The organism is Solirhodobacter sp., from assembly GCF_964715405.1.
Genome location: NZ_CBAICG010000027.1, coordinates 1 through 22479 on the forward strand (window position 1 = coordinate 1; position 22479 = coordinate 22479).

The 22479-nt window shown below is 68.0% G+C and carries 22 protein-coding genes; 13 read left to right on the forward strand and 9 right to left on the reverse strand.

Features of this window, described 5'->3' with window-relative positions; translation table 11 throughout:
• Positions 1-261: 261 nt before the first annotated feature.
• The 6 genes from AC11WY_RS12710 to AC11WY_RS12735 form a co-directional block, all read right to left on the reverse strand.
• Positions 262-588 carry a hypothetical protein gene (locus AC11WY_RS12710; protein ID WP_482926025.1) on the reverse strand — a complete coding sequence of 109 codons (327 nt, stop codon included), beginning with the start codon at positions 586-588 and terminating at the stop codon, positions 262-264.
• Positions 585-1526, reverse strand: a complete 942-nt coding sequence (locus AC11WY_RS12715) for a DnaJ C-terminal domain-containing protein (RefSeq protein ID WP_482926027.1) — start codon at positions 1524-1526, stop codon at positions 585-587. Before AC11WY_RS12715 ends, AC11WY_RS12710 begins: the two co-directional genes overlap by 4 nt.
• Positions 1527-1634: 108 nt before the next feature.
• Positions 1635-3026 (reverse strand): glutamine synthetase family protein, encoded by a 1392-nt coding sequence (locus AC11WY_RS12720; protein ID WP_482926029.1) that lies wholly within the window; start codon positions 3024-3026, stop codon positions 1635-1637.
• Positions 3027-3033: 7 nt separating this feature from the next.
• Positions 3034-4407, reverse strand: coding sequence for an aspartate aminotransferase family protein (locus AC11WY_RS12725; protein ID WP_482926031.1), 1374 nt, complete (start codon positions 4405-4407; stop codon positions 3034-3036).
• Between the two features lie 144 nt (positions 4408-4551).
• Positions 4552-6120: a 5-guanidino-2-oxopentanoate decarboxylase gene (locus AC11WY_RS12730; RefSeq protein ID WP_482926033.1), complete on the reverse strand. Its 1569-nt coding sequence runs from the start codon at positions 6118-6120 to the stop codon at positions 4552-4554.
• Positions 6117-6815, reverse strand: coding sequence for a TetR/AcrR family transcriptional regulator (locus AC11WY_RS12735; protein WP_482926035.1), 699 nt, complete (start codon positions 6813-6815; stop codon positions 6117-6119). The genes AC11WY_RS12730 and AC11WY_RS12735 overlap by 4 nt, the downstream gene beginning before the upstream one ends.
• A 70-nt stretch (positions 6816-6885) precedes the next feature.
• Here AC11WY_RS12735 and AC11WY_RS12740 point away from each other — a divergent pair, with 70 nt between their 5' ends.
• The 4 genes from AC11WY_RS12740 to AC11WY_RS12755 are packed head-to-tail and all read left to right on the forward strand — an operon-like array spanning position 6886 to position 10025.
• Entirely contained in the window at positions 6886-7677 is a 792-nt protein-coding gene (locus AC11WY_RS12740; protein ID WP_482926037.1) for an ABC transporter ATP-binding protein, read from the forward strand.
• Between the two features lie 29 nt (positions 7678-7706).
• Positions 7707-8474, forward strand: a complete 768-nt coding sequence (locus tag AC11WY_RS12745; RefSeq protein WP_482926039.1) for a transporter substrate-binding domain-containing protein — start codon at positions 7707-7709, stop codon at positions 8472-8474.
• Between the two features lie 10 nt (positions 8475-8484).
• Positions 8485-9240, forward strand: a complete 756-nt coding sequence (locus AC11WY_RS12750) for an ABC transporter permease (RefSeq protein ID WP_482926041.1) — start codon at positions 8485-8487, stop codon at positions 9238-9240.
• Positions 9237-10025: an ABC transporter permease gene (locus tag AC11WY_RS12755; RefSeq protein ID WP_482926043.1), complete on the forward strand. Its 789-nt coding sequence runs from the start codon at positions 9237-9239 to the stop codon at positions 10023-10025. The genes AC11WY_RS12750 and AC11WY_RS12755 overlap by 4 nt, the downstream gene beginning before the upstream one ends.
• A 71-nt stretch (positions 10026-10096) precedes the next feature.
• On the opposite strand, the gene AC11WY_RS12760 is transcribed toward AC11WY_RS12755, so the two are convergent.
• Positions 10097-11074, reverse strand: a complete 978-nt coding sequence (locus AC11WY_RS12760) for a GlxA family transcriptional regulator (RefSeq protein WP_482926045.1) — start codon at positions 11072-11074, stop codon at positions 10097-10099.
• 69 nt (positions 11075-11143) lie between these two features.
• On the opposite strand from AC11WY_RS12760, the gene bcoG reads away from it, so the two are divergent.
• From bcoG to AC11WY_RS12795, 7 genes are all read left to right on the forward strand, one after another.
• The gene (bcoG, locus tag AC11WY_RS12765; protein ID WP_482926047.1) at positions 11144-12061 is read left to right on the forward strand and encodes a 3-dehydrocarnitine:acetyl-CoA trimethylamine transferase BcoG; all 918 of its coding nucleotides are present in this window, start codon (positions 11144-11146) and stop codon (positions 12059-12061) included.
• A 58-nt stretch (positions 12062-12119) separates the two neighbouring features.
• Positions 12120-13577, forward strand: coding sequence for a carnitine 3-dehydrogenase (locus AC11WY_RS12770; RefSeq protein WP_482926049.1), 1458 nt, complete (start codon positions 12120-12122; stop codon positions 13575-13577).
• Positions 13574-14329: an SDR family oxidoreductase gene (locus AC11WY_RS12775; protein WP_482926051.1), complete on the forward strand. Its 756-nt coding sequence runs from the start codon at positions 13574-13576 to the stop codon at positions 14327-14329. The genes AC11WY_RS12770 and AC11WY_RS12775 overlap by 4 nt, the downstream gene beginning before the upstream one ends.
• Positions 14330-14339: 10 nt before the next feature.
• On the forward strand, positions 14340-15503 hold the full coding sequence (locus AC11WY_RS12780; RefSeq protein ID WP_482926053.1) for an acyl-CoA dehydrogenase family protein: 1164 nt from the start codon (positions 14340-14342) through the stop codon (positions 15501-15503).
• A gap of 255 nt (positions 15504-15758) precedes the next feature.
• A complete protein-coding gene (locus AC11WY_RS12785; protein WP_482926055.1) occupies positions 15759-17759 on the forward strand; it encodes an acetate--CoA ligase family protein in 2001 nt (666 codons plus the stop codon).
• Complete coding sequence (locus AC11WY_RS12790) at positions 17756-18553, forward strand: carnitinyl-CoA dehydratase (RefSeq protein WP_482926057.1); 798 nt, start codon at positions 17756-17758, stop codon at positions 18551-18553. The genes AC11WY_RS12785 and AC11WY_RS12790 overlap by 4 nt, the downstream gene beginning before the upstream one ends.
• A 79-nt stretch (positions 18554-18632) precedes the next feature.
• Positions 18633-20252, forward strand: coding sequence for a GMC family oxidoreductase (locus AC11WY_RS12795; RefSeq protein ID WP_482926059.1), 1620 nt, complete (start codon positions 18633-18635; stop codon positions 20250-20252).
• 68 nt (positions 20253-20320) lie between these two features.
• On the opposite strand, the gene AC11WY_RS12800 is transcribed toward AC11WY_RS12795, so the two are convergent.
• Positions 20321-20527, reverse strand: coding sequence for a cold-shock protein (locus tag AC11WY_RS12800; RefSeq protein WP_482926061.1), 207 nt, complete (start codon positions 20525-20527; stop codon positions 20321-20323).
• Positions 20528-20701: 174 nt separating this feature from the next.
• On the reverse strand, positions 20702-21094 hold the full coding sequence (locus tag AC11WY_RS12805; RefSeq protein ID WP_482926063.1) for a rhodanese-like domain-containing protein: 393 nt from the start codon (positions 21092-21094) through the stop codon (positions 20702-20704).
• A 185-nt stretch (positions 21095-21279) separates the two neighbouring features.
• Between AC11WY_RS12805 and AC11WY_RS12810 the strand changes: the two genes are divergently transcribed.
• Positions 21280-21708, forward strand: a complete 429-nt coding sequence (locus AC11WY_RS12810; RefSeq protein ID WP_482926065.1) for a BrnA antitoxin family protein — start codon at positions 21280-21282, stop codon at positions 21706-21708.
• A 297-nt stretch (positions 21709-22005) separates the two neighbouring features.
• Complete coding sequence (locus tag AC11WY_RS12815) at positions 22006-22470, forward strand: hypothetical protein (RefSeq protein WP_482926067.1); 465 nt, start codon at positions 22006-22008, stop codon at positions 22468-22470.
• The last annotated feature ends 9 nt before the right edge of the window (positions 22471-22479 follow it).

The following is a 22479-nucleotide window of genomic DNA, read 5'->3' on the forward strand; positions in this document are numbered from 1 at the left end:
GACTACCTCGGGCAGCACAACACAAAACCAAAGCCGTTTACTTGGACCAAAACAGCCGAAGACATCCTCACCCGTGAACGACGCGCGCTGAACAAACTCGATGAAGTCAGAGGAAACAGGTAGCAAGCGTCAGACTCAGAACACTAGCATTCTCAAAGGGTTGCTAGGCTTCTTCTTCTTTCAAATTCCCCTTCTTTCCCCCTTGCGCAACGGTCGGAAGACGGCGCCGAGAGGCGCACCGTCACGGTCGCCGCAGTCTGCCTAGCGGCGCAGGCCCGCGCCGATGCGGCGGCGGATGTCTTCCGGCTCGGCGGCCAGCGCGCGGGTCAGCGCGGCAAGGTCGGCCTCGGCGCGGTGCAGGCGGTCGACCAGCGTCAGGACCAGCGCCAGCGCGTCGGCGGCCAGCTCGAATTCGTCGGCCAGTTCACAGGCCAGCGCGAGCCGCGCCACGTCAAGCTGGCGGAACGTCGGGCCGCGCGGGGTCGGCACCGGCAGCACCACCTCGGCCGCGATCCAGGCGGTCAGCCGGGTGCGCGTCAGGGGCGGCACGGCGGCGAGGGTTTCGTCTTCGCTCAGATGCTCGGTCATGCCTTCATCCCCTTGCGCGGGTCATGGGTCTGCGTCTTGCGCCACCCCTCCAGGAACTCGGTCAGCGCCGCATCGGGGTGCGGTGGCGAAACGATGCTGAGCGTCACCAACTGGTCGCCGCGCTCGGGGCTGCCGGGTCGGGCGGTTCCCCGCCCGCGCAGGCGCAAAACGCGGCCGCTGCTGGCCCCCTTCGGCACCGTCAGGCTGACCGGCCCGTCGATCGTCAGCGCCTCGACCTTGGCGCCCAGCACCGCCTCGTCGATGCTGATCGGCAGGGTGATCAGGATGTCGGCGCCTTCGCGCCGGAAGATCGGATGGGGCCGGACCACCAGCGTGATCAGGGCATCACCGGGGCCGCCGCCGCCCAGACCCGCGCCGCCCTTGCCGCGCAGCCGCAGCGTCTGCCCGTCGCTGGCGCCAGGGGGAACCTGCACCTCGAGGTGGCTGCCGTCGGGCAGGGTGATCGGCATCCGCCCGCCCCGCGCGGCATCGAGGAACGGCACGGTCAGGCTGAAATGTGCATCCAGTCCCGGCGCGCTGAAGCCCTGCCCGCCGCCGCCCATGTTGCCGCCGCCCATGTTGCCCCCGTGGTGGCGCAGGAATTCCGCGAAGATGTCGGCCGGATCGACCTCGCCCGAGAAGCCGCGGCCCTGCTGGTAGGCGTTGCCCTCGGCCCCGGCGAAGTCGCGGTAATACTGCCGCTGCGGGCGTTCCTGCCCGGTCGAGTCGATCTCGCCCGCGTCAAAGCGCGCCCGCGTCGCGGGGTCTTTCAGCAGGTCATTGGCCGCCGTCGCCGCCTTGAACCGCGCTTCGGCCTTGGCATCGCCGGGGTTCAGGTCGGGGTGGCTTTCACGCACGATCTTCTTGTAGGCGCGCTTGATCTCGGCCTCGGTCGCGGTCTTTTTCACGCCCAAGGCGGCATAGGGATCGCTGCTCATCGGCGTCTCCTTGTTCACGTCATCATCATCCGCGCTTGGCGCACTGAACGCCAGCCCCGGCGCCGCCGCGTTGATCTGGAGCAAGACCGGGGGCCGGGTTCCCGATCCTCAGACGGTATAAAGGTAAAGGTCGTAATCCACATCGGCGATGGTGCGGGCGACACGGGCGTATTCGGCGGATTTGATCGCGGTGAAGGTGCGGTGCAGGTCGGGGCCAAGCGCATCCCGAAGGAAGGCCGACGCTTTTGCCGCCTCGATCGCCGAGCGCCAGTCGACCGGCATCGGCGGGGCCTCGTCTGCGGCGGCATAGCCGTTGCCGGTGGTCTGGGGGCCGGGGTCGAGGTGGTGTTTCAGGCCGTGGCGAATCCCAGCCAGCACGGTCGTGGCGACAAGGTAGGGGTTGGCGTCCACACCGGCGGGGCGATGCTCGATCCGGCGGGCGGCCACCGACCCGGCCGGGATGCGCAAGGCGACCGAGCGGTTGTTGACGCCCCAGGTCGGCGACACGGGCGCATAGCTCTGGTTGGCGAAGCGGCGCCAGGAATTGGCGTGCGGGGCGAAGACCAGCATCGCCTCGCCCATCGTGGCGCGCAGGCCACCCAGCGCGTGGCGGATGGTCTCGGTCCACTGGCCCTCGACGGCCTCGGCAAAGACGTTCTTTCCTGCCGCATCGCGCAGCGAGACGTGGAAGTGCATCCCGGAACCGGCGGCGTTTTCCATCGGTTTTGCCATGAAGCAGGCGGTGACGCCGTGCCGGCGCGCCTGCAACCGCACGATCCGTTTCAGCCGCATCAGGTCGTCGGCGGCTTGCATCACGGTGTCGCGGTAATGCAGCGTCAGCTCATACTGGCCGGGCGCGTATTCCGAGATCAGGGTTTCCGCCCTGATGCCGGCCTGTTCCGCCGCCGCGTAGACATCGGCGAACAGCGGCACCATGCCGTGCAGGGCGTCAACGGAATAGACCTCGGTGCGGGTGACGGGGCGGCCGTCGAGCACGGCACGGGCGGGTTGAACCTTGCCGTCCGGGCCGCGGTCGTTGGCGAGCAGGAAGAATTCCAGCTCGAAGGCGGCAGAGGCGAAAAGCCCCTCGGCGGCCAGCGCATCGGCCTGGGCCTGCAACGCATGGCGGGGGTCGGAGGCCATCTTTTCGCCGTCGAGGTGATAGAGCGACATGAATACCTCGCCGCGCGGCGGCACGGTGCCATGCAGCGGCTTCAGCGTGCCGGGGATCGGCCAGGCGCGCAGGTCGCCATCGCCCTGATCCCAGATCAGGCCGGTCGCCTCGACATCCTCGCCGCAGATGTCGAGCCCGAGGATCGAGATCGGCAGGTGCCGCCCGCCGGTGTAGAACGGCAGCAGTTCATGGCGCCGGATGATCTTGCCGCGGCCGATGCCGTTGGCATCATGCAGCACGATGTCGAAGGCCTCGATCGCGGGATGGGCGGCGAGGAAGGCTTCGGCCTCGGCGGGGGTCGAACCGGAGGGGCTGGGGCGGGTCATGGCGATCTCAGGCGAAAAGTTCGGTCAGGATCTCGTCGAAGGCGAGGATCAGGCGGTCGATCTGCAGCGTCCTGGTGGCCGGGCTGACCAGCATCATGTTGTGGAACGGCGCGATCAGGCTGCCGCGGTTGACCAGCGCCATGTGGATCGCGGCCTCCAGCGCCGGGTGATGCGCGGCGGCGGCCTCGGTGCCGTTCTTCAGCGGCGCCGGGGCGCAGATGAATTCCACCCGCGCGCCGACCCGCACGATATGCCAGGGCGCGCCGTGGTCGCGGATCACGCGGTCAAGGCCACGGGCCAGACGCTCGGCGCCCTTGTCCATGTGGGCATAGGCCCTGGCGGTCATCACCTCGGCCAGTGTGGCGCGCAGGCAGACGAACTGCATCGGGTTGGCGGAAAGCGTGGTGCCCATGCCGGAATGGCCGGGGGGCCGCATCGCGTCATAGGCGGCGAGCCGGTCGGCGACCTCGGGGCGCAGGCCCCAGACCGCGGTGGGCATCCCCCCCGCCACGCATTTGCCGACCACGAAAATGTCGGGGTCGAGGCCGTGCACCGCCGTGTAGCCGCCGAGGCCGGAGGAAATCGTGTGGGTCTCGTCGATGATCAGCAGCGCGCCGTGGGCGCGGGTCAGGGCGCGCAGCCCGGCGAGGAAATCGCCGCGCGGCAGCACCATGCAGGAGTTGGTCATCACCGGCTCGGTCAGCACGGCGGCGACCTCGCCGGTCTTCAGCGCGGCCTCGACGGCGGCCAGATCGTTGAACTCCACCGCCACGGCGGTTTGCGTCAGGTCGGCGACCTGGCCGACGAGACCGGGGCGGGCGACGGTGCGGCCATCCACCAGCGCCACCATCGTGTCATCGACAGTGCCGTGGTAGCAGCCGTTGAACACCAGCACCTTCGGGCGCCCCGTCACGGCACGCGCGACGCGCAGGGCAAAGCGGTTGGCGTCGGTCGCGGTGGTGGCGATCTGCCAGCGAAAGCTGCCGAAGCGTTCGGTCAGCAGGCGACCTGCGTCCAGCGCGGCCTCGGTCGGCAGCATGTAGGTCAGGCCGTGGCGCGCCTGCTGACGGATCGCGCGGGCAACCGGCACCGGCGAGTGGCCGAACATCGAGCCGGTGTCGCCCAGACAGAAGTCGTCCAGCGCGAAGCCGTCGATGTCGGTGATCGTGGCGCCCTTCGCGTTGGCCACCAGCATCGGGAAGGGCATCGGCCAGTCCTTCATCCAGTGCATCGGCACGCCGTCGAGGAAGGCGCCCGCACCCGCCGCCAGCGCGGCGGCGGTGCGAGGCCGCGCGGTGCGGAACCGTTGCGCCTCGCGCCGGGCAAGTGCTGCGATGCGGTCGGCGGGCACGCCGGCAATCAGATCGGGGCCGTCATCCATATGTCACCGGGATGTGAAGGCAGGTTGCCGTCTTCTTAGGCGCGTGGCGGCAGAGCGTCCATCGGGATCGCGAGGCAGAGGCCGCCGGGGGCTTTCCGCCCCCGGACCCCCGGAGGATACTTGGGCCAATGTGAATGGGGAAGATCAGGGGACTTTGACCTCGATCATCCTCGGCCCGTGGCGCGGGGCGCGCAGGGCGGCGGCGAGCGCCTCGGGGGTGGAAGCGACGCTTTCGAACGGCATCCGGACGGCGGCGGCGAGCGGGGCGAAGAGCGGCGGCGTCGGGTCGCAGCCGATCACGTCGGTACCCGCCGCCATCATCGCCTCGGCAATCTCGCGGTAGCCGGCGTTGTTCCAGACCAGGAAGGTGACGTCGACGCCTTCATCCATCGCGGTCAGGAGTTCGGCGAGGCTGAACTGCAACCCGCCGTCGCCGGTGAGGCAGACCACCGGCGTGTCGGGCGCGGCGATCGCGGCGCCGATCGCGGCGGGGGCGCCGAAGCCGAGCGCGCCATAGCCGGTGGCGGCGTTGAACCAGCCGCCGGGGCGGTCGTGGTCGTAGTAGAGGTTGCCGGCGTAGACCGGCTGGGTGCTGTCGCCCGCGATGATGCTGCCCGGCAGGGCGGCGCGGATCGCCTCCAGCATCGACAACTGGTGCTGCATCTCGGGCGGCAGTTCGGCGCGCGCGGCGGTGCGGGCGGCTGCGGCGCGGGCGGCGCCATCGCCGGTGCGCGGCAGCAGGAGGGGCGCAAGGGCGGCGAGCGCCGCGCCCGCATCGGCGACGAACGTCAGGGCGGCGGGATGGCGCAGAAGCTGGGCCGGGTCGATGTCGATGCGGATCATGGCGGAGAGGTCGGGGAAGCCGCCGCGCTTGTACATGTCGTAGTCGGTCGGCCCGATCTCGGTGCCGATGGCGAAGATCGCGTCGGCGGCCGCGATCAGATCGCGCGTGGCCATCAGGCTGGGGCTGGCGGGCACGGTCAGGGCATGGGCGTGCATCAGGCCGCGGGCGTTCGAGGTCTGGATCACCGGTGCATCCAGCGCCTCGGCCACGGCGCGCAGCGCGGCATCGGCCCGTTTGGCGCCGCCGCCGACCAGGATCACCGGGCGGCGGGCGCGGTTCAGCCGTTCGGCTGCCGCCGCGAGGGCGGCTGGGTCGGGCCTTGGCGCGGTTGGCGCCGGGCCCGGCGCGGGCAGCACGGGGCAGGGGCGCGGCATCACATCGGTGGGCACCTGCAGCAGCACCGGGCCGCCGCGGCCCGCCGTCAGCGCGACGAAGGCGGCATCAAGCGCGGGGCCAAGGTCGGCGGCGGTGCCGATCTCCTCGGCCAGCAGCGCGACGGTGCTGGCCAGCGCCAACTGGTCGGGCAGTTCGTGCAGCAGCCCGAGGCCCCGCCCCTGCGTGGCGGCCTCGTTGACGCCCGAGATCACCAGAACGGGGACCGAATCGGCGCGCGACTGCGCCATCGGGGTCAGCGCGTTGGTGACGCCCGGCCCGGTGATGACGAAGGCCACGCCCGGTTTGCTTGAAATTCGGGCATAGCCGTCTGCCATGAAGGCAGCGGCGCCTTCGTGACGTGGCGTCACATGGCGCAGGCCGGAGTTCGGCAGGCCCCGGTAAAGCTCGATCGTGTGGACGCCGGGGATGCCGAAGATGACCTCGACCCCGCGCGCCTTCAGCCCCTGCACCAAAGCCTCGCCAATGCTGGTCATCCGTTCCCCTCCACTTGATCCATAAGCGGCAACCCGAGCAGGGCGCCGATCTTTTCCAACCCCAGCCGGGGCAATTCACCGGCTGCAAAATCCTCGGGCAGCACGGAGCCCTCCAGCCACAGCCCGTCGATCAGCGCGTTGCAGGCGATCGCCTCGGCGCGCAACTGCGTGGGCCCGGCCGGGCGGCCCGCCGCCGCCAGCGCATCGGCGATCAGCACCTGCAATTCGTCGCGGAAGGCATGGTAGCCGCGTTGATGGATCGCGCGCATGTGCGAATCGCGCTGCACCATATGGATGAACCCGGCCCAGATGCCGACCGTGCGCGCATCCGTCAGCGGCGGCGTCAGCGCATGGGACACGAACCGGGCCAGCCGGGCCATCGGGTCGGGGGCGGCGCCGTCCAGCGTGGCGCGGTGGTCGGCGGTCATGCGCTCGACAAAGCTGGCGTAGGCGGCGGCGATCAGGTCTTCCTTGGTGCGGAAATAATGGCGGATCAGCCCCGGCGTCACCCCGGCGCGTTCGGCGATGGCGCGCACCGTTGCCGCCTGCGGCCCGCCCGCGGCGATCAGGTCGAGCGCCGCGGCGATCAGGTCGCCCTGCCGCTGCGCCTCGCCCTCGCGCTTGAACCTGCGGCGTGTGCCCGACATCGCTTTCGCGCCCCTAGTTATACACCCGAAGAATTTCTCGGCGGCCATAATTATACGCTTGCAGAATTACCGGGACCGGGTGTTAATACAACCGAATTGTGACGGAGACGATGCCGGAATGCCAGCCGCCGTGACGCAGGGTGTCGCGCCCTCTCAACGCCCCGATGCCATCCGCATCGAGAACCTGCACAAGTCCTTTGGCCCGCTTGAAGTGCTCAAGGGCGTGTCGCTGACGGCGCGCGAAGGCGATGTGGTGGCGATCATCGGCGGCTCGGGGTCGGGCAAGTCGACGATGCTGCGCTGCATCAACTTTCTGGAGACCCCGACCAGCGGCAAGATCGTGATCGGCACCGAAGAGATCGCGCTGCGCCCCGATGGCACGCCCGCCAGCCGCAAGCAGATCGAACACGCCCGCCGCCGTCTGGGCATGGTGTTCCAGTCGTTCAACCTGTGGAGCCACCGCACCGTGATGGAGAACCTGATCGAGGTTCCCGTCCATGTTCTTGGCGTGCCCAGGGCCGAGGCGATCGAGCGGGCTGAAAAGCTGCTGGCGCGCGTCGGCCTGTCGGAAAAGGCCGGTGTCTACCCCGCCTTCATGTCCGGCGGCCAGCAGCAGCGCGCCGCCATTGCCCGCGCGCTGGCGATCGAGCCGCGCGCGATGCTGTTCGACGAACCGACCTCGGCGCTTGACCCCGAACTGGTGGGCGAGGTGCTGAACGTGATCCGCGGCCTGGCCGACGAGGGCCGCACCATGATCCTTGTGACGCACGAGATGAAGTTCGCGCGCGAGGTGTCGAGCCATGTGATCTACCTCCACAACGGCGTGATCGAGGAAGAGGGTCCGCCCGAGGCCATTTTCGGCGATCCGAAGTCGGAACGACTTAAACAGTTCATCAAATCCGTGGGCTAACCCGGAAAATCCAGCAGAGAGGACTACCTATGAACATGAAGCTTCTGGCACTGGCGGCTGTCGCCGCAATGGGCCTTGGCGCCGCCGCAATGGCCGCCCCCGTCAAGGTCGGCGTCGCCGCAGAGCCCTATCCGCCATTCTCGTCGCCGGACGCCGCCGGCAAGTGGTCGGGCTGGGAAATCGACATCATCGACGCGATCTGCAAGGACGCCAAGCTGGATTGCGTGATCACCCCGGTGGCGTGGGATGGCATCATCCCGTCGCTGACCTCGGGCCAGATCGACGTCATCATGTCATCGATGTCGATCACCGCCGATCGGTCGAAGACGATCGACTTCTCGGACAAGTACTACAACACGCCGACCTCGATCGTCGGCCCGAAAGACATCAAGGAAGATGCCACGCCCGAAGGTCTGGCCGGCAAGACCATCGGGGTGCAGGTCTCGACGATCCACCAGGACTACGCGCAGAAATACTTCACCAAGTCGACGATCAAGACCTACCAGACCCAGGACGAGGTCAACCAGGATCTGGTCGCGGGCCGGATCGACGCGACCCAGGCCGACAGCCTGACGCTCGACGCGTTCCTGACCTCCGACGCGGGCAAGTGCTGCGAACTGAAAGGCAACGTGAAGGACGATCCGGCGATCCTCGGGGCCGGCGTTGGCGCAGGCATCCGCAAGGGCGACACCGCCCTGAAGGACGCGATCAACAAGGCGATCAAGGACATCCGTGCCAACGGCACCTATGACGCGATCACCGCCAAATACTTCAAGTCGTCGATCTACGGCAACTAAGGCCCGACCCGTGCTCGAGTCCCTCACCGACCTCTTCGCGCCGGGGCAGGCGCTCGGGCTATTGGCGCTTTCCCCCCCCGGCTGGGGGGGGAACCTTCTTTACGGGCTGTCGCATTCGATCGAGGTTGCGGTCGGCGCCTATGCCGTCGGGCTGTCGATCGGCATCGTCGGCGCCTATGGCAAGCTGTACGGCGGCCCGATCACCCGTGACCTGTTCGCGATCTACACGACCATCGTGCGCGCGGTGCCGGAACTCGTGCTGATCCTGATCCTGTATTATGCGGTTCCCCAGATCATCAATGACGCGCTGATCGAGGCCGGATACGAGCGCATCAACATGCCGCCCTTGCTGGTCGGCACGCTGGTTCTGGGCGTCGTGATGGGCGCCTACATGACGGAAGTGCTGCGGGGCGCCATCCTGGCCGTGCCGCAGGGCCAGATCGAGGCGGCCCGCGCCTATGGCATGTCGCCCCTGCTGCTCGCGCGGCGCATCACCTTTCCGCAGATGATGTCGAACGCCATCCCCGGCATGGCCAACCTCTGGCTGAACGCCACCAAGGATACCGCGCTGCTGGCCGTCATCGGCTTCAACGAACTGACGCTGATCACCAAACAGGCGGCGGGCTCGACCAAGGCCTATTTCACCTTCTTTCTGGCCGCCGGTGCGCTTTACATGCTGATTTCCATCTTCTCGGGTCGGCTCTTCGCCCGGATCGAGCGTTGGGCGCGCAAGGGTCAGCCCGCCATCCGGGGGGGCGGGCTATGATCGCGATGCTGCGCCCGATGATGAAGCCGCACCGGCTGGTGATGCTCGCGGTTGCGCTGGCGCTGGTGGCCTGGTGCGTGATCTCGCTGCGCTGGGACTGGTTGCCAAAATACTGGAACCTTGGCCTGATCCAGCAGGGCATCTGGACCACGATCTGGATCCTCGCCGTCAGTTGGGGCGTGGGTCTGTTCTTGGCGGTCTGGCTTGGCCTCGCGCAGGCCTCGGGGCCGTGGTATGTGGCGCTGCCGGCCAAGGGGTTCTGCTCGGTGATCCGCGGCACGCCGCTTCTGCTGCAGCTCTGGATGTTCTACTACGGCTTCGGCTCGCTTTTCCCGCAGTTCCCCTGGATCCGGCAGACCGTGCTCTGGCCCTATCTGCGCGAGGCCTGGCCCTTTGCCGTGCTTTCGCTCACGCTCAGCTTCGCGGGCTACGAGGGCGAGGTGATGCGGGGTGCCTTCCTCGGCGTGCCCAAGGGCCAGCTCGAATCCGCCCGCGCCTTCGGCATGTCGCGCTTTACCATCCTGCGCCGGATCTGGCTACCGCAGGCGATCCAGCGCGCGCTGCCGACGCTGGGCGGCGAGACCGTGCTGCAACTCAAGGCCACGCCGCTGGTGGCGACGATCACCGTGATCGACACCTATTCGGTTGCCGACCGGGTGCGGCAGGACACCTTCATCGTCTATGAGCCGCTGCTGGCGCTGGCGGTGGTCTACATGGTGATCACCGGCATCATCGTGCTGATCTTCCGCTGGCTGGAACACCGCGTGCCGTCGAAGGTGGCCTGAGGCGGACGGCGCGGTGGGGGGTCGTCTGCCCCCCACACCCCCCGAGGATATTTTTGAACGGAAGATAAGGCTCAGGTCGTGCGCCGCAAACTCGAGGCGCTGACGCCGAACCGGTGTCGGAACGCCCGGCTGAAGGCGCCCTGCGAGGCGAAACCGCTGCGCAGCGCGACCTCGTTCAACGGGTGCCTGGTGTCGGTGACCATGCGGCGGGCGGCTTGCAGGCGCAGGTCGCGGCCGTAGGCGCCGGGGCCCATGCCAAGCTCGGCGCTGAACAGGGTTTCAAGGCGGCGGGCCGTCAGGCCAACGGCTTGGGCGGTGGCGGCGGTCGGTTCGGGCGCGTCGAGGCGCGCCTCCATCCGGGCGATGGCGGCGGCGACGCGCGGGTCGCGCCCGAGGGCCGGATCGCGCGCGGGGGCGGCGATCTGCGGCTCGGCGCCGTCGCGGGCGGCGGTGATGAAGCTGCCCGCCACCTGCAAGGCGGGCGCCGCGCCGTGGCGCGCCCGGATCAGGTGCAGCATCAGATCGAGCGCCGGGGCGGCGCCGCCCGCCGTGATGCGGGGCCCCGAGATCACGAAGCGGTCGGGCACGACCTCGACCGCCGGATGCGCGGCGGCAAAATCCTCCAGGTCTTCCCAGTGGACGGTGGCGCGGTGGCCATCCAGCAGCCCCGCGCGGGCCAGCACCCAGGCGCCGGCGTCGATGCCGCCCACCGTGCGGAACCGCGGGGCGAGCCGCCGCAGGTCGCGGATCAGCGCCCGCGTCGCCACCTCGGCCTGCCGGAACCCCGCGATCACGATCAGCGCGTCGGCCCCCTCGGCCTCGGCCAGGGTGCCCGCCGAAGGCAATTCCAGCCCGCAGGTCAGCGGCACCGCGCGCCCCTCGGGCGACACCACGCGCCAGCGGAACGCCTCGCGCCCCAGATGCCGGTTGGCGCTGCGCAAGGGATCGAGGGTGGAGGCGACCTCCAGGATTGACGCCTGCGGCAGCACCAGCAGCGCGATGGTCAGGGGCGCCCGCGCCAAGGCGAAAATTGTTTCGCTTTGAGCCATATCCCCTTCGTAAAGTGTGAAATGCTCCGGCGCAAGGCGGCTATAGTCACCGCCAAAGAGGAGAACACCATGCCGCTGTCCATGAATCGCGAGGTCTTCATCACCTGTGCCGTCACCGGGTCGGGCAGCACGCAGGACCGCAGCCCGCATGTGCCGCGCAGCCCCGCGCAGATCGCGGACAGCGCCATCGCCGCTGCCCGCGCCGGTGCCGCCGTGGTGCACTGCCATGTGCGCGACCCCGAAACCGGCAAGCCGTCGCGCGATCCGAAGCTCTACCGCGAAGTGACCGACCGCATCCGCGAGTCGGAGGTGGACGTGGTGCTGAACCTGACCGCCGGGATGGGCGGCGACATCGTGTTCGGCCCGACCGAACGCCCGTTGCCGGTGAACCCGGTCGGCACCGACATGGTCGGCGCGTCGGAGCGGATGGTGCATGTGGCCGAATGCCTGCCCGAGATCTGCACGCTCGACTGCGGCACGATGAACTTCAATGAAGCCGATTATGTGATGACCAACACGCCCGGCATGCTGCGCGCGATGGGCGCCATGATGACCGAACTTGGCGTGAAGCCGGAGATTGAGGCTTTCGACACCGGGCATCTGTGGTTTGCCAAGGAACTGGTGAAGGAAGGCGTGCTGAAGGGGCCGGCGCTGGTGCAGCTTTGCATGGGCGTGCCCTGGGGGGCGCCGGACGATCTGAACACCTATCTGGCGATGGTCAACAACGTGCCGGAAGACTGGTCCTGGTCGGCCTTCTCGATCGGGCGCAACGAAATGGCCTATGTCGCCGCCGCCGTGCTGGCGGGCGGCAACGTGCGCGTCGGCCTGGAGGATAACCTCTGGCTCGACAAGGGTGTGCTGGCGACCAACGCGCAATTGGTGGAGCGTGCGGTGGGTATCATCGAGCGCATGGGCGCGCGGGTGATCGGGCCCGCCGAAGTGCGCGCCAAGCTGGGGCTGGTGAAGCGCGCGCCGCGCGCCGCCTGAGCCGACCAGTGGTTTAATCGGCGGGCACAACGCCTTGCCACGCAAGGGATAATGACGGATGACCAAGACAGCGGCGATCATCGGCGGCGGCGTCATCGGCGGCGGCTGGGCCGCGCGCTTCCTGTTGAACGGGTGGAACGTGCGGGTCTTCGATCCCGACCCCGAGGCGCCCCGCAAGGTCGGCGAGGTGCTGGCCAATGCCCGCGCCGCGTTGCCCGCGCTGTCCGACGTGCCGCTGCCGCCGGAAGGCGCACTCAGCTTTGTCGACACGATCACCGAGGCCGTTCAGGGCGCCGACTACATTCAGGAATCCGTCTCGGAACGGCTTGAGTTGAAGCACCGCGTCTTTGCACAAATCCAACAATCGGCGCCGCATACACCGATCGGTTCCTCGACCTCGGGCTTCAAGCCGTCCCAGTTGCAGGAAGGGGCCGCCAACGCCAGCACGATCTTCGTCGCGCACCCGTTCAACCCGGTCTACCTGCTGCCGCTGGTCGAGGTTGTGCCCTCGCCCAAGTCCGACCCGGCGGTGATCGAGGGCGTCAAGGAAACCCTGCGCTCGATCGGGATGTTCCCGCTGCACGTCCGCAAGGAGATCGACGCCCACATCGCCGACCGTTTCCTCGAGGCGGTGTGGCGCGAGGCTTTGTGGCTGGTGAAGGACGGCGTCGCCACCACCGAGGAGATCGACGAGGCGATCCGCATGGGCTTCGGCCTGCGCTGGGGCCAGATGGGGCTGTTCGAGACCTACCGCGTTGCCGGCGGTGAAGCGGGGATGAAGCACTTCATGGCGCAGTTCGGGCCCTGCCTGACCTGGCCCTGGACCAAGCTGATGGATGTGCCGGAATTCAATGACGAACTTGTCGATCTGATCGCCGGTCAGTCGGACGCGCAATCCGGCCACCACACGATCCGCGAGCTGGAACGCATCCGCGACAGCAACCTGATCGGCTTCCTGCGGGTGCTGAAGGACCGCGACTGGGGCGCCGGCAAGGTACTGAAAGACCACGACGCCCGCCTGCGTCAGGCGATGCCGGACCCCACACCGGAAACCACGGCGCCGATGCCGATGGCGCAGATGCGCGTGCTGCCGGGCTGGATCGACTACAACGGCCACATGACCGAAAGCCGCTACCTATTCGCGGCCTCGGAAACCTCCGACGCCTTCCTGCGGCTGATCGGCGCCGACCTCGCCTATGTCGCGGGCGGCCACAGCTACTACACGGCCGAAAGCCACATCGTGCACCTCGGCGAGGCCAGGCTGGGTGATGCGCTGACCGGCACGGTGCAGGTGCTGGCGGCCGACGAGAAGCGTCTCCGCATCTTCATCCGGATCCTGAAGGGCGAGGCGCCGGTAGCAACAATCGAACAAATGCTGCTGCACGTCGACATGGGCGAGGGCAAGACCTGCCCCGCCGCGCCCGAGGTGCTGGCCCGCCTGCTGCCGATCGCCACGGCGCACAAGGCGCTGCCCCTGCCCGAGGCCGCCGGACGCGCCGTCGGGCAGCGGAAGTGACGCCCCGCGTCCTGATCACGGCGGGCGCCAGCGGCATCGGCCTGGCGATGGCGCAGGCCTTCGTCGCCACCGGCGCCCGCGTCCGGGTGACGGACGTCGACTCTGCTGCCCTTGCCGCGCTGCCCGCGGGCATCCGCGGAACCCTTGCCGACGCCAGCCAAGAGCCGGACATGGCGGCGCTTTTCGCCGACCTCGCCGCCGACTGGGGCGGGCTCGACGTGCTCTGCGCCAATGCGGGCATCAAGGGCCCCACCGCCGCGATCGAGGACGTGGCCCTGGACGAATGGCGCCAGTGCCTTGCCGTCAACCTCGATGGCGCGATGCTGGCGGCCAAATACGCCGCCCCGATGATGAAGGCGCAGCACGCGGGCGTGATGCTGTTCACCTCGTCCACGTCCGGCCTCTACGGCACTCCGCTCCGCGCGCCCTATGCGGCGGCGAAATGGGCGGTGATCGGCCTGATGAAAACGGTGGCAATGGAGCTTGGGCCCCACGGCATCCGCGCCAACGCGATCTGCCCCGGCTCGGTCAACGGCCCCCGCATCGACCGGGTGATTGCGGCCGAAGCCGCGGCCAAGCGCACCACGCCGGAGGCGATCCGCGCGGGCTATGCCGCAGGCACCGCGCTCGGCCGCCTGTCCGACCCCGAGGACGTGGCCGCGATGGCGGTCTTCCTGGCCTCCGACGGCGCGCGCATGGTCTCGGGCCAGGCGTTGACGGTCGACGGCTTCACCATCAACCCAGACCCCTGAGGGACCACCCATGCATTTCGGCCTGACCGAGGAACAGACCCTCATCATCGAGACCACCCGCGCCTTCGTTGAGGCCGAGCTTCTTCCTTATGAAGCCGAGGTGGAACGCACCGGCCACCTGCGCCCCGAACTGATCCGCGAGATTCAGAAAAAGGCCATCGCAGCGGGGCTTTACGCGGCGAACATGCCGGAAGAGGTCGGCGGCGCCGGGCTCGACACGCTGACCTGGCTGCTCTACGAAAAGGAGCTTGGCAAGGCCAACTACGCGCTGCACTGGACCTGCGTCGCGCGGCCATCGAACATCCTGCTGGCGGGCACGCCGGAGCAGCGCGAGCGCTACCTCTACCCCTGCATCCGCGGCGAGAAATGGGATTGCCTTGCGATGACGGAACCGGGCGCCGGGTCCGACCTGCGCGGCATGAAGGCGACCGCGCGGCCCGACGGCGATGACTGGATCCTGAACGGCACCAAGCACTTCATCAGCCACGCCGACCTCGCCGACTTCGCCATCGTCTTCGTGGCGACCGGCGAAGAACAAACGGCGCGCGGCCCCAAGAAGCGCATCACCGCCTTCTTCGTCGACAAGGGCACGCCCGGCTTCACCGTGCGCGACGGCTACCGCAATGTCTCCCACCGCGGCTACACCAACGCGATCCTCGAATTCGACGATTGCCGCCTGCCTGCCTCGGCGATCCTCGGCGAGGTGCACAAGGGGTTCGAGGTCGCCAACACCTGGCTTGGCGCCACCCGCCTGCAGGTGGCCGCCACCTGCCTCGGGCGCGCCGAACGCGCGCTGGGCCACGCGGTCTCTTACGCGGCCGAACGGCGCCAGTTCGGCCAGCAGATCGGCAAGTTCCAGGGCGTCAGCTTCAAGCTCGCCGACATGGCGATGGAACTGAAGGCGGCGAACCTGCTGACCTGGGAGGCGGCATGGAAGTTCGATCAGGGCACGGTGACCGAGGCCGACATGTCGATGGCGAAGTTGAAGGCCACCGAGGTGCTGGCGATGGTGGCCGACGAGGCGATCCAGATTCACGGCGGCATGGGGCTGATGGACGAGTTGCCGCTGGAGCGGATTTGGCGCGACGCCCGTGTGGAGCGGATCTGGGAGGGCACGTCGGAGATTCAACGGCACATCATCAGCCGCGAGCTTCTGCGGCCGCTCGGCGCGTAGCGTCCGGCGCCGGGGGGCCGTCTGCCCCCCGGACCCCCCGAGGATACTTTTGAACGAAAGATGCAATGAAGTGTTAACCTTTCTCCGCAATCCTGAGCGCACGGTACAGGCGGGGACGCCGATGACCGTAACGGGAGATGGCACCCTGTCCTTTCGGGGGCGGGGTGTTCTGTCTCCGATCTTTCGTTCCCAAATATCCCCGGGGGTCCGGGGGCAGGCAGCCCCCGGCCTTGCCGCTTGTGCGCGGGTGTGGGCATGACGCGCGACCTGTCCCGCCTGCTTCGGCCGCGTTCGATTGCCGTTCTTGGATCGGCCTGGGCCGAGAATGTGATCGCCCAATGTCGCAAGATGGGTTTCGACGGGCCGGTCTGGCCGGTGCATCCGACCAGGGCGAGCATCGGCGGGCTCGTTGCCTATCCGTCGCTCGCCGATCTGCCATCGGCGCCGGATGCGACCTTCATCGGTGTGAACCGCCATGCCACCATCGGGGTGGTGCGCGACCTGGCCGCGATGGGGGCGGGAGGGGCGATCTGTTTTGCCTCGGGTTGGACCGAGGCGGGCGAGCCGGAGTTGCAGGCGCAACTGGTGGCCGCGGCGGGCGAGATGCCGATCCTGGGGCCCAACTGCTACGGGGTGATCAACTACCTCGACGGCGCGCTGCTGTGGCCAGACCAGCACGGCGGGCGACGGGTGGAGCGCGGGGTTGCCCTGCTCAGCCAGTCCTCCAACATCGTCATCAACCTGACGATGCAGGCGCGCGGGTTGCCGGTTGCCTATGTCGCCTGTCTGGGCAATGCCGCGCAGGTCGGGCTGGCCGAACTGGCGGGGGCGCTGCTGGCGGATGACCGGGTGACGGCGCTCGGGCTTTATGTCGAGGGGATCGACGATGCCCCGGCTTTCGCCGCGCTGGCCGAGGCGGCGCGGGCTGCGGGCAAGGGGGTCGTCGCGGTCAAGGCGGGCAAGACCGAGGCCGGGCGATCGGCCGCGGCCTCACACACGGCCGCGCTGGCGGGGGGCGGGGCGGCGTCCTCGGCTTTCCTGCGGCAGGCGGGCGTGGCCGAGGTGTCGACGCTGTCGGAACTGGTCGAAACCTTGAAGGTCTTTCACGTCAACGGGCCGCTGCAGGGGCGGCGGTTCTGCTCGCTGTCCTGTTCGGGGGGCGAGGCGGGGCTGGTCGCGGACCTGTCCTCGCGGGTGGATCTGACCTTTCCGGCCCCCACCGCGGCGCAGCGGCAGCGGCTGGGCGAGATCCTGGGGCCCATCGTCGCCATCGCCAACCCATTGGATTATCACACCTTCATCTGGGGCGACGGGCCGCGCACGACCGATGTGTTCACCACGATGCTGGCGGGATACGACGCGGGCCTTTTCGTGATCGACCCGCCGCGGCCGGACCGCTGTGATCCGTCGAGCTTCAGGCCCGCGCTGGAGGCGATCGAGGCGGCGGCACGGGCGACGGGGAAGCCCGCCTTCCCGGTGGCCTCGCTGCCCGAGAACTTCGACGAGGCGCTGGCGGTGCAGATGATCGAGCGCGGGTTCGCGCCGCTGATGGGGCTGGAGACGGCACTGGGCGCGCTGGCGGCGGCGGCCACCGGGGCCGGGCGCGCCGGGTGGCGGCCGCTGGCGGCCGGGGTGCCGCGCAAGCTGCGGATGCTGCCCGAGGGCGCGGCCAAGGCGCGGCTGGCGACGCTGGGCGTGGCGGTGCCGAAGGGGGGCAGCGCGCCGAACCTGTCGGAACTTGGACCGCTGGCGGCGCGGCTGGTGCCGCCGCTGGCGCTGAAGGGGCTGGGCTTCGCGCACAAGACCGAGGCCGGGGCGGTGCGGCTGGGGTTGGCCTCGCTGGCGGGGCAGGCCGCGATGCCGGGCGCCACGGGCTATCTGGTCGAGGAGATGGTGACGGGCGCGGTGGCCGAACTGCTGATGGGCCTGCGCCGCGATCCGGTCTATGGCGCGACGCTGACGCTCGGGATCGGCGGGGTGACCGCGGAACTGCTGGCGGATACCGTCACGCTGGTGCTGCCGGTGACGGCGGACGAGGTCGAGGTGGCGCTGCACCGGCTGCGGCTCTGGCCGCTGCTGGATGGCTATCGCGGGCGGCCGAAGGCCGATGTGGCGGCGGCCGTGGCGGCGGTGATGGTGCTGCAGGCGGGGTTCGTGGCCGACCCGGCATTGGAAGAGATAGAGATCAACCCGCTGATCTTGCGTGAAAATGGCGCGGTGGCGGTGGATGCCGTGATCTGGGAGGAGATGCCATGAGCTGGGACCGCACCGAAGGCCCGATCAAGACCCGGCGCGAGGGCGCCATTCTTGAGGTGACGCTGGACCGGCCGAAGGCCAATGCCATCGATCTGGTCACCAGCCGGATCATGGGGTTGACCTTTCGCGACTTTCGCGATGACGACAGCCTGCGGGTCTGCATCCTGCGCGCGGCGGGCGAGAAATTCTTCTGCCCCGGCTGGGACTTGAAGGCCGCGGCTGCGGGGGATGCGGTGGACGGCGACTATGGCGTGGGCGGGTTCGGGGGCTTGCAGGAACTGCCGAACCTGAACAAGCCGGTGATCGCCGCGGTGAACGGCATCTGCTGCGGCGGCGGGCTGGAACTGGCGCTGAGCTGCGATCTGATCCTGGCCTCGGCAAATGCCACCTTCGCGCTGCCGGAGATCCGGTCGGGCACGGTGGCCGATGCCGCCTCGATCAAGCTGCCCAAGCGCATTCCCTACCATATGGCGATGGACCTGCTGCTGACCGGGCGCTGGTTCGACGCCGAGGAGGCGTTGCGCTGGGGCCTGCTGCGCGAGATCACCACGCCGGGCGACCTGCTGCCCAAGGCCTGGGCGCTGGCGCGGCTGCTTGAAAGCGGGCCGCCGCTGGTCTACGCCGCGATCAAGGAGGTGGTGCGCGAGGCCGAGGCGATGCGGTTTCAGGACGCGCTGAACCGGGTGACCAAGCGGCTGATGCCGACGGTGGACCGGCTTTATGCCAGCGAGGACAATCTGGAGGGCGCCCGCGCCTTTGCCGAGAAACGTGATCCGGTTTGGAAAGGGCGCTGACAAAAGCGACCTCTTTCTGTCGCCCGGTGGCAGGCTGAACCGATCCGTCCCGCTAGGGTGGCGCCCCAAGAGGTGGGGCATGAACGAGACGGATTACATCATCGTGGGCGCCGGGTCAGCCGGTTGCGTGCTGGCGAACCGGCTGACCGAAAGCGGCAAGCATCGGGTGACGCTGCTGGAGGCGGGCGGAACCGATCTGCGGTTCTTCGTTCAACTGCCGCTGGGGTATGGCAAGCTGTTCTATGACCCGGCGGTGAACTGGGGCTACCGCAGCGAACCCGATCCGGGCCTCGCCGGCCAGCGCGATTACTGGCCGCGCGGCAAGCTGCTGGGCGGCTCGTCCTCGATCAACGCGATGGTCTACATCCGCGGCCACCGTGCCGATTACGAGGAATGGGCGGCCGCCGGAAACACCGGCTGGGGCTGGCAGGACGTGCTCGCGGCCTACCGCGCGATGGAGCACAACGAGGCCGGGGGCGACGCATTCCGCGGCGCGGACGGGCCGCTGTTCATTTCGGCCAACCGCAAGGGCCTGCACCCACTGGTGAAGGATTATGTCGCCGCCTGCGAGGCGGCCGGGTTGGCCTTCAATCCCGATTTCAACGGGGCCGAGCAGGACGGCACCGGACCCTACCAGATGACGATCCGTGGTGCCCGGCGCAATTCGGCGGCGCGGGCCTTCCTGCGCCCGGCGATGAAGCGGGCGAACCTGCGGGTGATCACCGGGGCGCAGGCGACGCGGGTGCTGATCGAGAACGGCCGCGCCGTCGGCGTCGAATACCGGCGCGGAAAAGAGACGGTGACGCTGCGGGCGCGGGCCGAGGTGATCCTCGCCGGGGGAGCCGTCAACTCGCCGCAATTGCTGCAACTTTCCGGGATCGGGCCGGGCGCGCTGCTGCGCGGGCTGGGGCTTCCGGTGGTGGTCGACAACGCCAATGTCGGCGATCACCTGAACGACCATCAGGGCATCAACTACACCTTCCGGATGCGGGTGCCGACCTACAATCAGGAACTTCGCCCGTGGTGGGGCAAGCTGCGCGCCGGGATGCAGTATTTCCTTGGCGGCAACGGCCCGCTGTCGAAGTCGATCAACCACGGCGGCGGCTTCTTCCGCACCTCGCCCGACCTCGACCGGCCGAACATGCAGCTTTACATGCAGGCGTTCTCGACCCTGATGCCGCGCGAGGGCGAGCGCCCGATCCTGACGCCGGACCCGTTTCCGGGCATGTCGCTGGGCCTCTCGAACTGTCGCCCGACCAGCCGCGGGCAGATCCGCCTCGCCTCGCCTGATCCGTTCGCCGCGCCGAAGATCGTCGCGAACGCCTTTTCCACCGATCACGACGTTCGGGAAATGCTGTTGGCGGTCAAGTACTTGCGCTATCTGGCCGCACAGCCGCCGCTGGCGCGCCTGATCATCGAGGAGTTGCGGCCGGGGCCGCAGGTCGCGAGCGACGAGGCCCTGATCGACGATTTCCGCCGCCGGTCCGGCACCGTCTACCACCCGTCCTGCACCTGCCGGATGGGGCCGGAGGCCGCGCAATCGGTGGTCGATCCGCGGCTCAGGGTGCATGGCGTGGGCGGGCTGCGGGTCTGCGACGCTTCGGTGTTTCCCAACCTGATCGCCGGCAACACCAATGCGCCCGCGATGATGACGGGCTGGAAGGGCGCCGACCTGATCCTGGCGGATGCGGTGCACTAAGTCGTTGAAATGGCATAGAAAAAGGGGCGGAAAACCGCCCCTTCACGTCGTCTGGTGATCCGGAAGGATCAGGCCAGCGCGAGGTTCGTCGCCGACTGGCGACCATCACGGCTGGTTTCCAGATCGAAGGTCACTTTCTGACCGTCGTTCAGGCCACGCAGACCGGCGCGCTCCAGAGCGGTGATGTGGACGAACACGTCCTTGGAACCGCCATCGGGCTGGATGAAGCCGAAGCCCTTGGTGGCGTTGAACCATTTCACGGTGCCATTGGCCATCGTGATAACTCCTATCAGTCGCCGCCCGCGGAGTGCGGCGGCCCGGCTCAGTCAGTATCAGCATCGAAGACTGTGGCCAGTGACGGAGAACAGAGTCGATCAGAGAATAACGTCGCAAGGGGCTATATGCGCCCGTTGCCCCGAAAAAGCAAGGGGATTCGCGGTGCGCGCACCCTACATGCCCGGATCGAGCGCGCGTTCGACGGCGCCACCGGCCTCGGCCCAGTCCTTGAAGGCGCCAAGATTGCAGACCGTGGCATAGCCCATGTCTTTCAGAACCTTGCCCGCCAGGGCCGAGCGCCCGCCCGAGGCGCAGTAGACGATGACCGGACGATCCATACGGAATTGCTTGTCGTGGTAAGGGGTTGCGGGGTCTGCCCGAAACTCCAGCATGCCGCGCGAGACGTGCAGGGCGCCTGCGATCTTGCCGGATTTCTCAACCTCGGGCCCGTCGCGCACGTCCACCACCAGTGCCCCGGCGGCGATCAGATCGCGCGCTTCGGCGGCAGTGATGCGGGGCACGGCGGCATTGGCGGCGGCGATCATGTCCTTCACGGTGGTGGGCATTTGGGTCTCCCTGTTCGCTTTCGGAACGGTATATTCCGAAACGCGCATGTGACAAGGGGTGGCGAAAACCGGGCACCGAAAAGGCACCGAAACCACACCGAAAACACACCGACGTGGCGCGCGCCCGGTTCATCGCCCGTTAGGGGCCTGCGGGCAGTCTTGGCGCGGGTGTGCAGGAGGCAAGCATGCAGGAACCGCCGAAGATGAGCCCGCGTCGGCTCGAACATTTCTACTTCATGCAGGTCGCGCAGAAGCGGATCGAGTGGGAGATTGCCAACACGCTGTGGAAGGGCTGGGGCCTGCCCGCCGCCTGGCACGAGATCGCGCTGGGGCCGAAGGAGGGCAAGCGCGAGAAGGTGACGCTGTATCTGGACTCCAACGTGATGAAGTTCTTCCGGGCGATGGGCGCGGGCCACCACCGGCGGATCGACGAGGTGCTGAAGGTCTGGATGTACGGTCGGCTGACGCACCTGATCCGCGGCCCGGACCGCAACGAACTGTTCGGGCCTGACGGGCTGTTCGCGACCGAGAAGCCGCAGTGGGACGAGGCTTATGATGCCGAGGAGAAGGTGCTGGAGCTGGTGCGGAGTTTCGGAAGGGGAGGCGGGTATTGAGGTGGGTGAGGCGCGGCCCCGGCGAACGCCGGGGGAAATCGCTCCAGTGGAGTGATTTCAGCGCCGAACGCCCGGAGCGCAAGCGAAGGGCAGGGGGCTGTCATCCCCGCGCAAGCGGGGATCTTTGGTCGGCTGGGAGCGAACGGTGGGAGATCCCCGCTTGCGCGGGGATGACAGGGGGGTGAGGCGCTTCGGTCGGAGGTGGTATGCCGGAATTGTGCCCGTCGTGCGATGTAGTGTTGAATTATGGCAAAAAAGGCGGACACTTGCGCTGTCAAGGGGCGGCAGGACTCAGCCATGTTTCGAGCGATCAAAGATACCTACGCGAAAAGCGAGGCTGCCGTCGTAGTTCAAAATCTGTTGGAAATTCAAGTGAAAAAGGGGTTCTTCGATCAAGAGCCGAAACGATCCGCCAACGATCTCGTCGAGATTGTATGGTACAAATCGCCTGATTTATTCGATGGGAGATTTGGGCAACGTCCAAACAAGGTTTCATTAGCCGCGGCGGCGTTTGAAAACGCTATGAGAGTGCTGGGTATTGAAAATGCGAATGCCCAAGTGTTTGCGATTTGTTTGGGTAACATAATCCAAGAGATTTCGGTGAATGGTTACAGGTATCCACTTAATAGCTTGGATGAAAAGATACTGTCAGATGCAGCAAGGACACTCGCGAACTTTGGACAAGACTATTCCTCTTCGCCGATGGGCGAACAAATTGCTCGCGAGTTGGACGAAGTGGAGGATGGCGACGATGACGAATAAGCAATACCT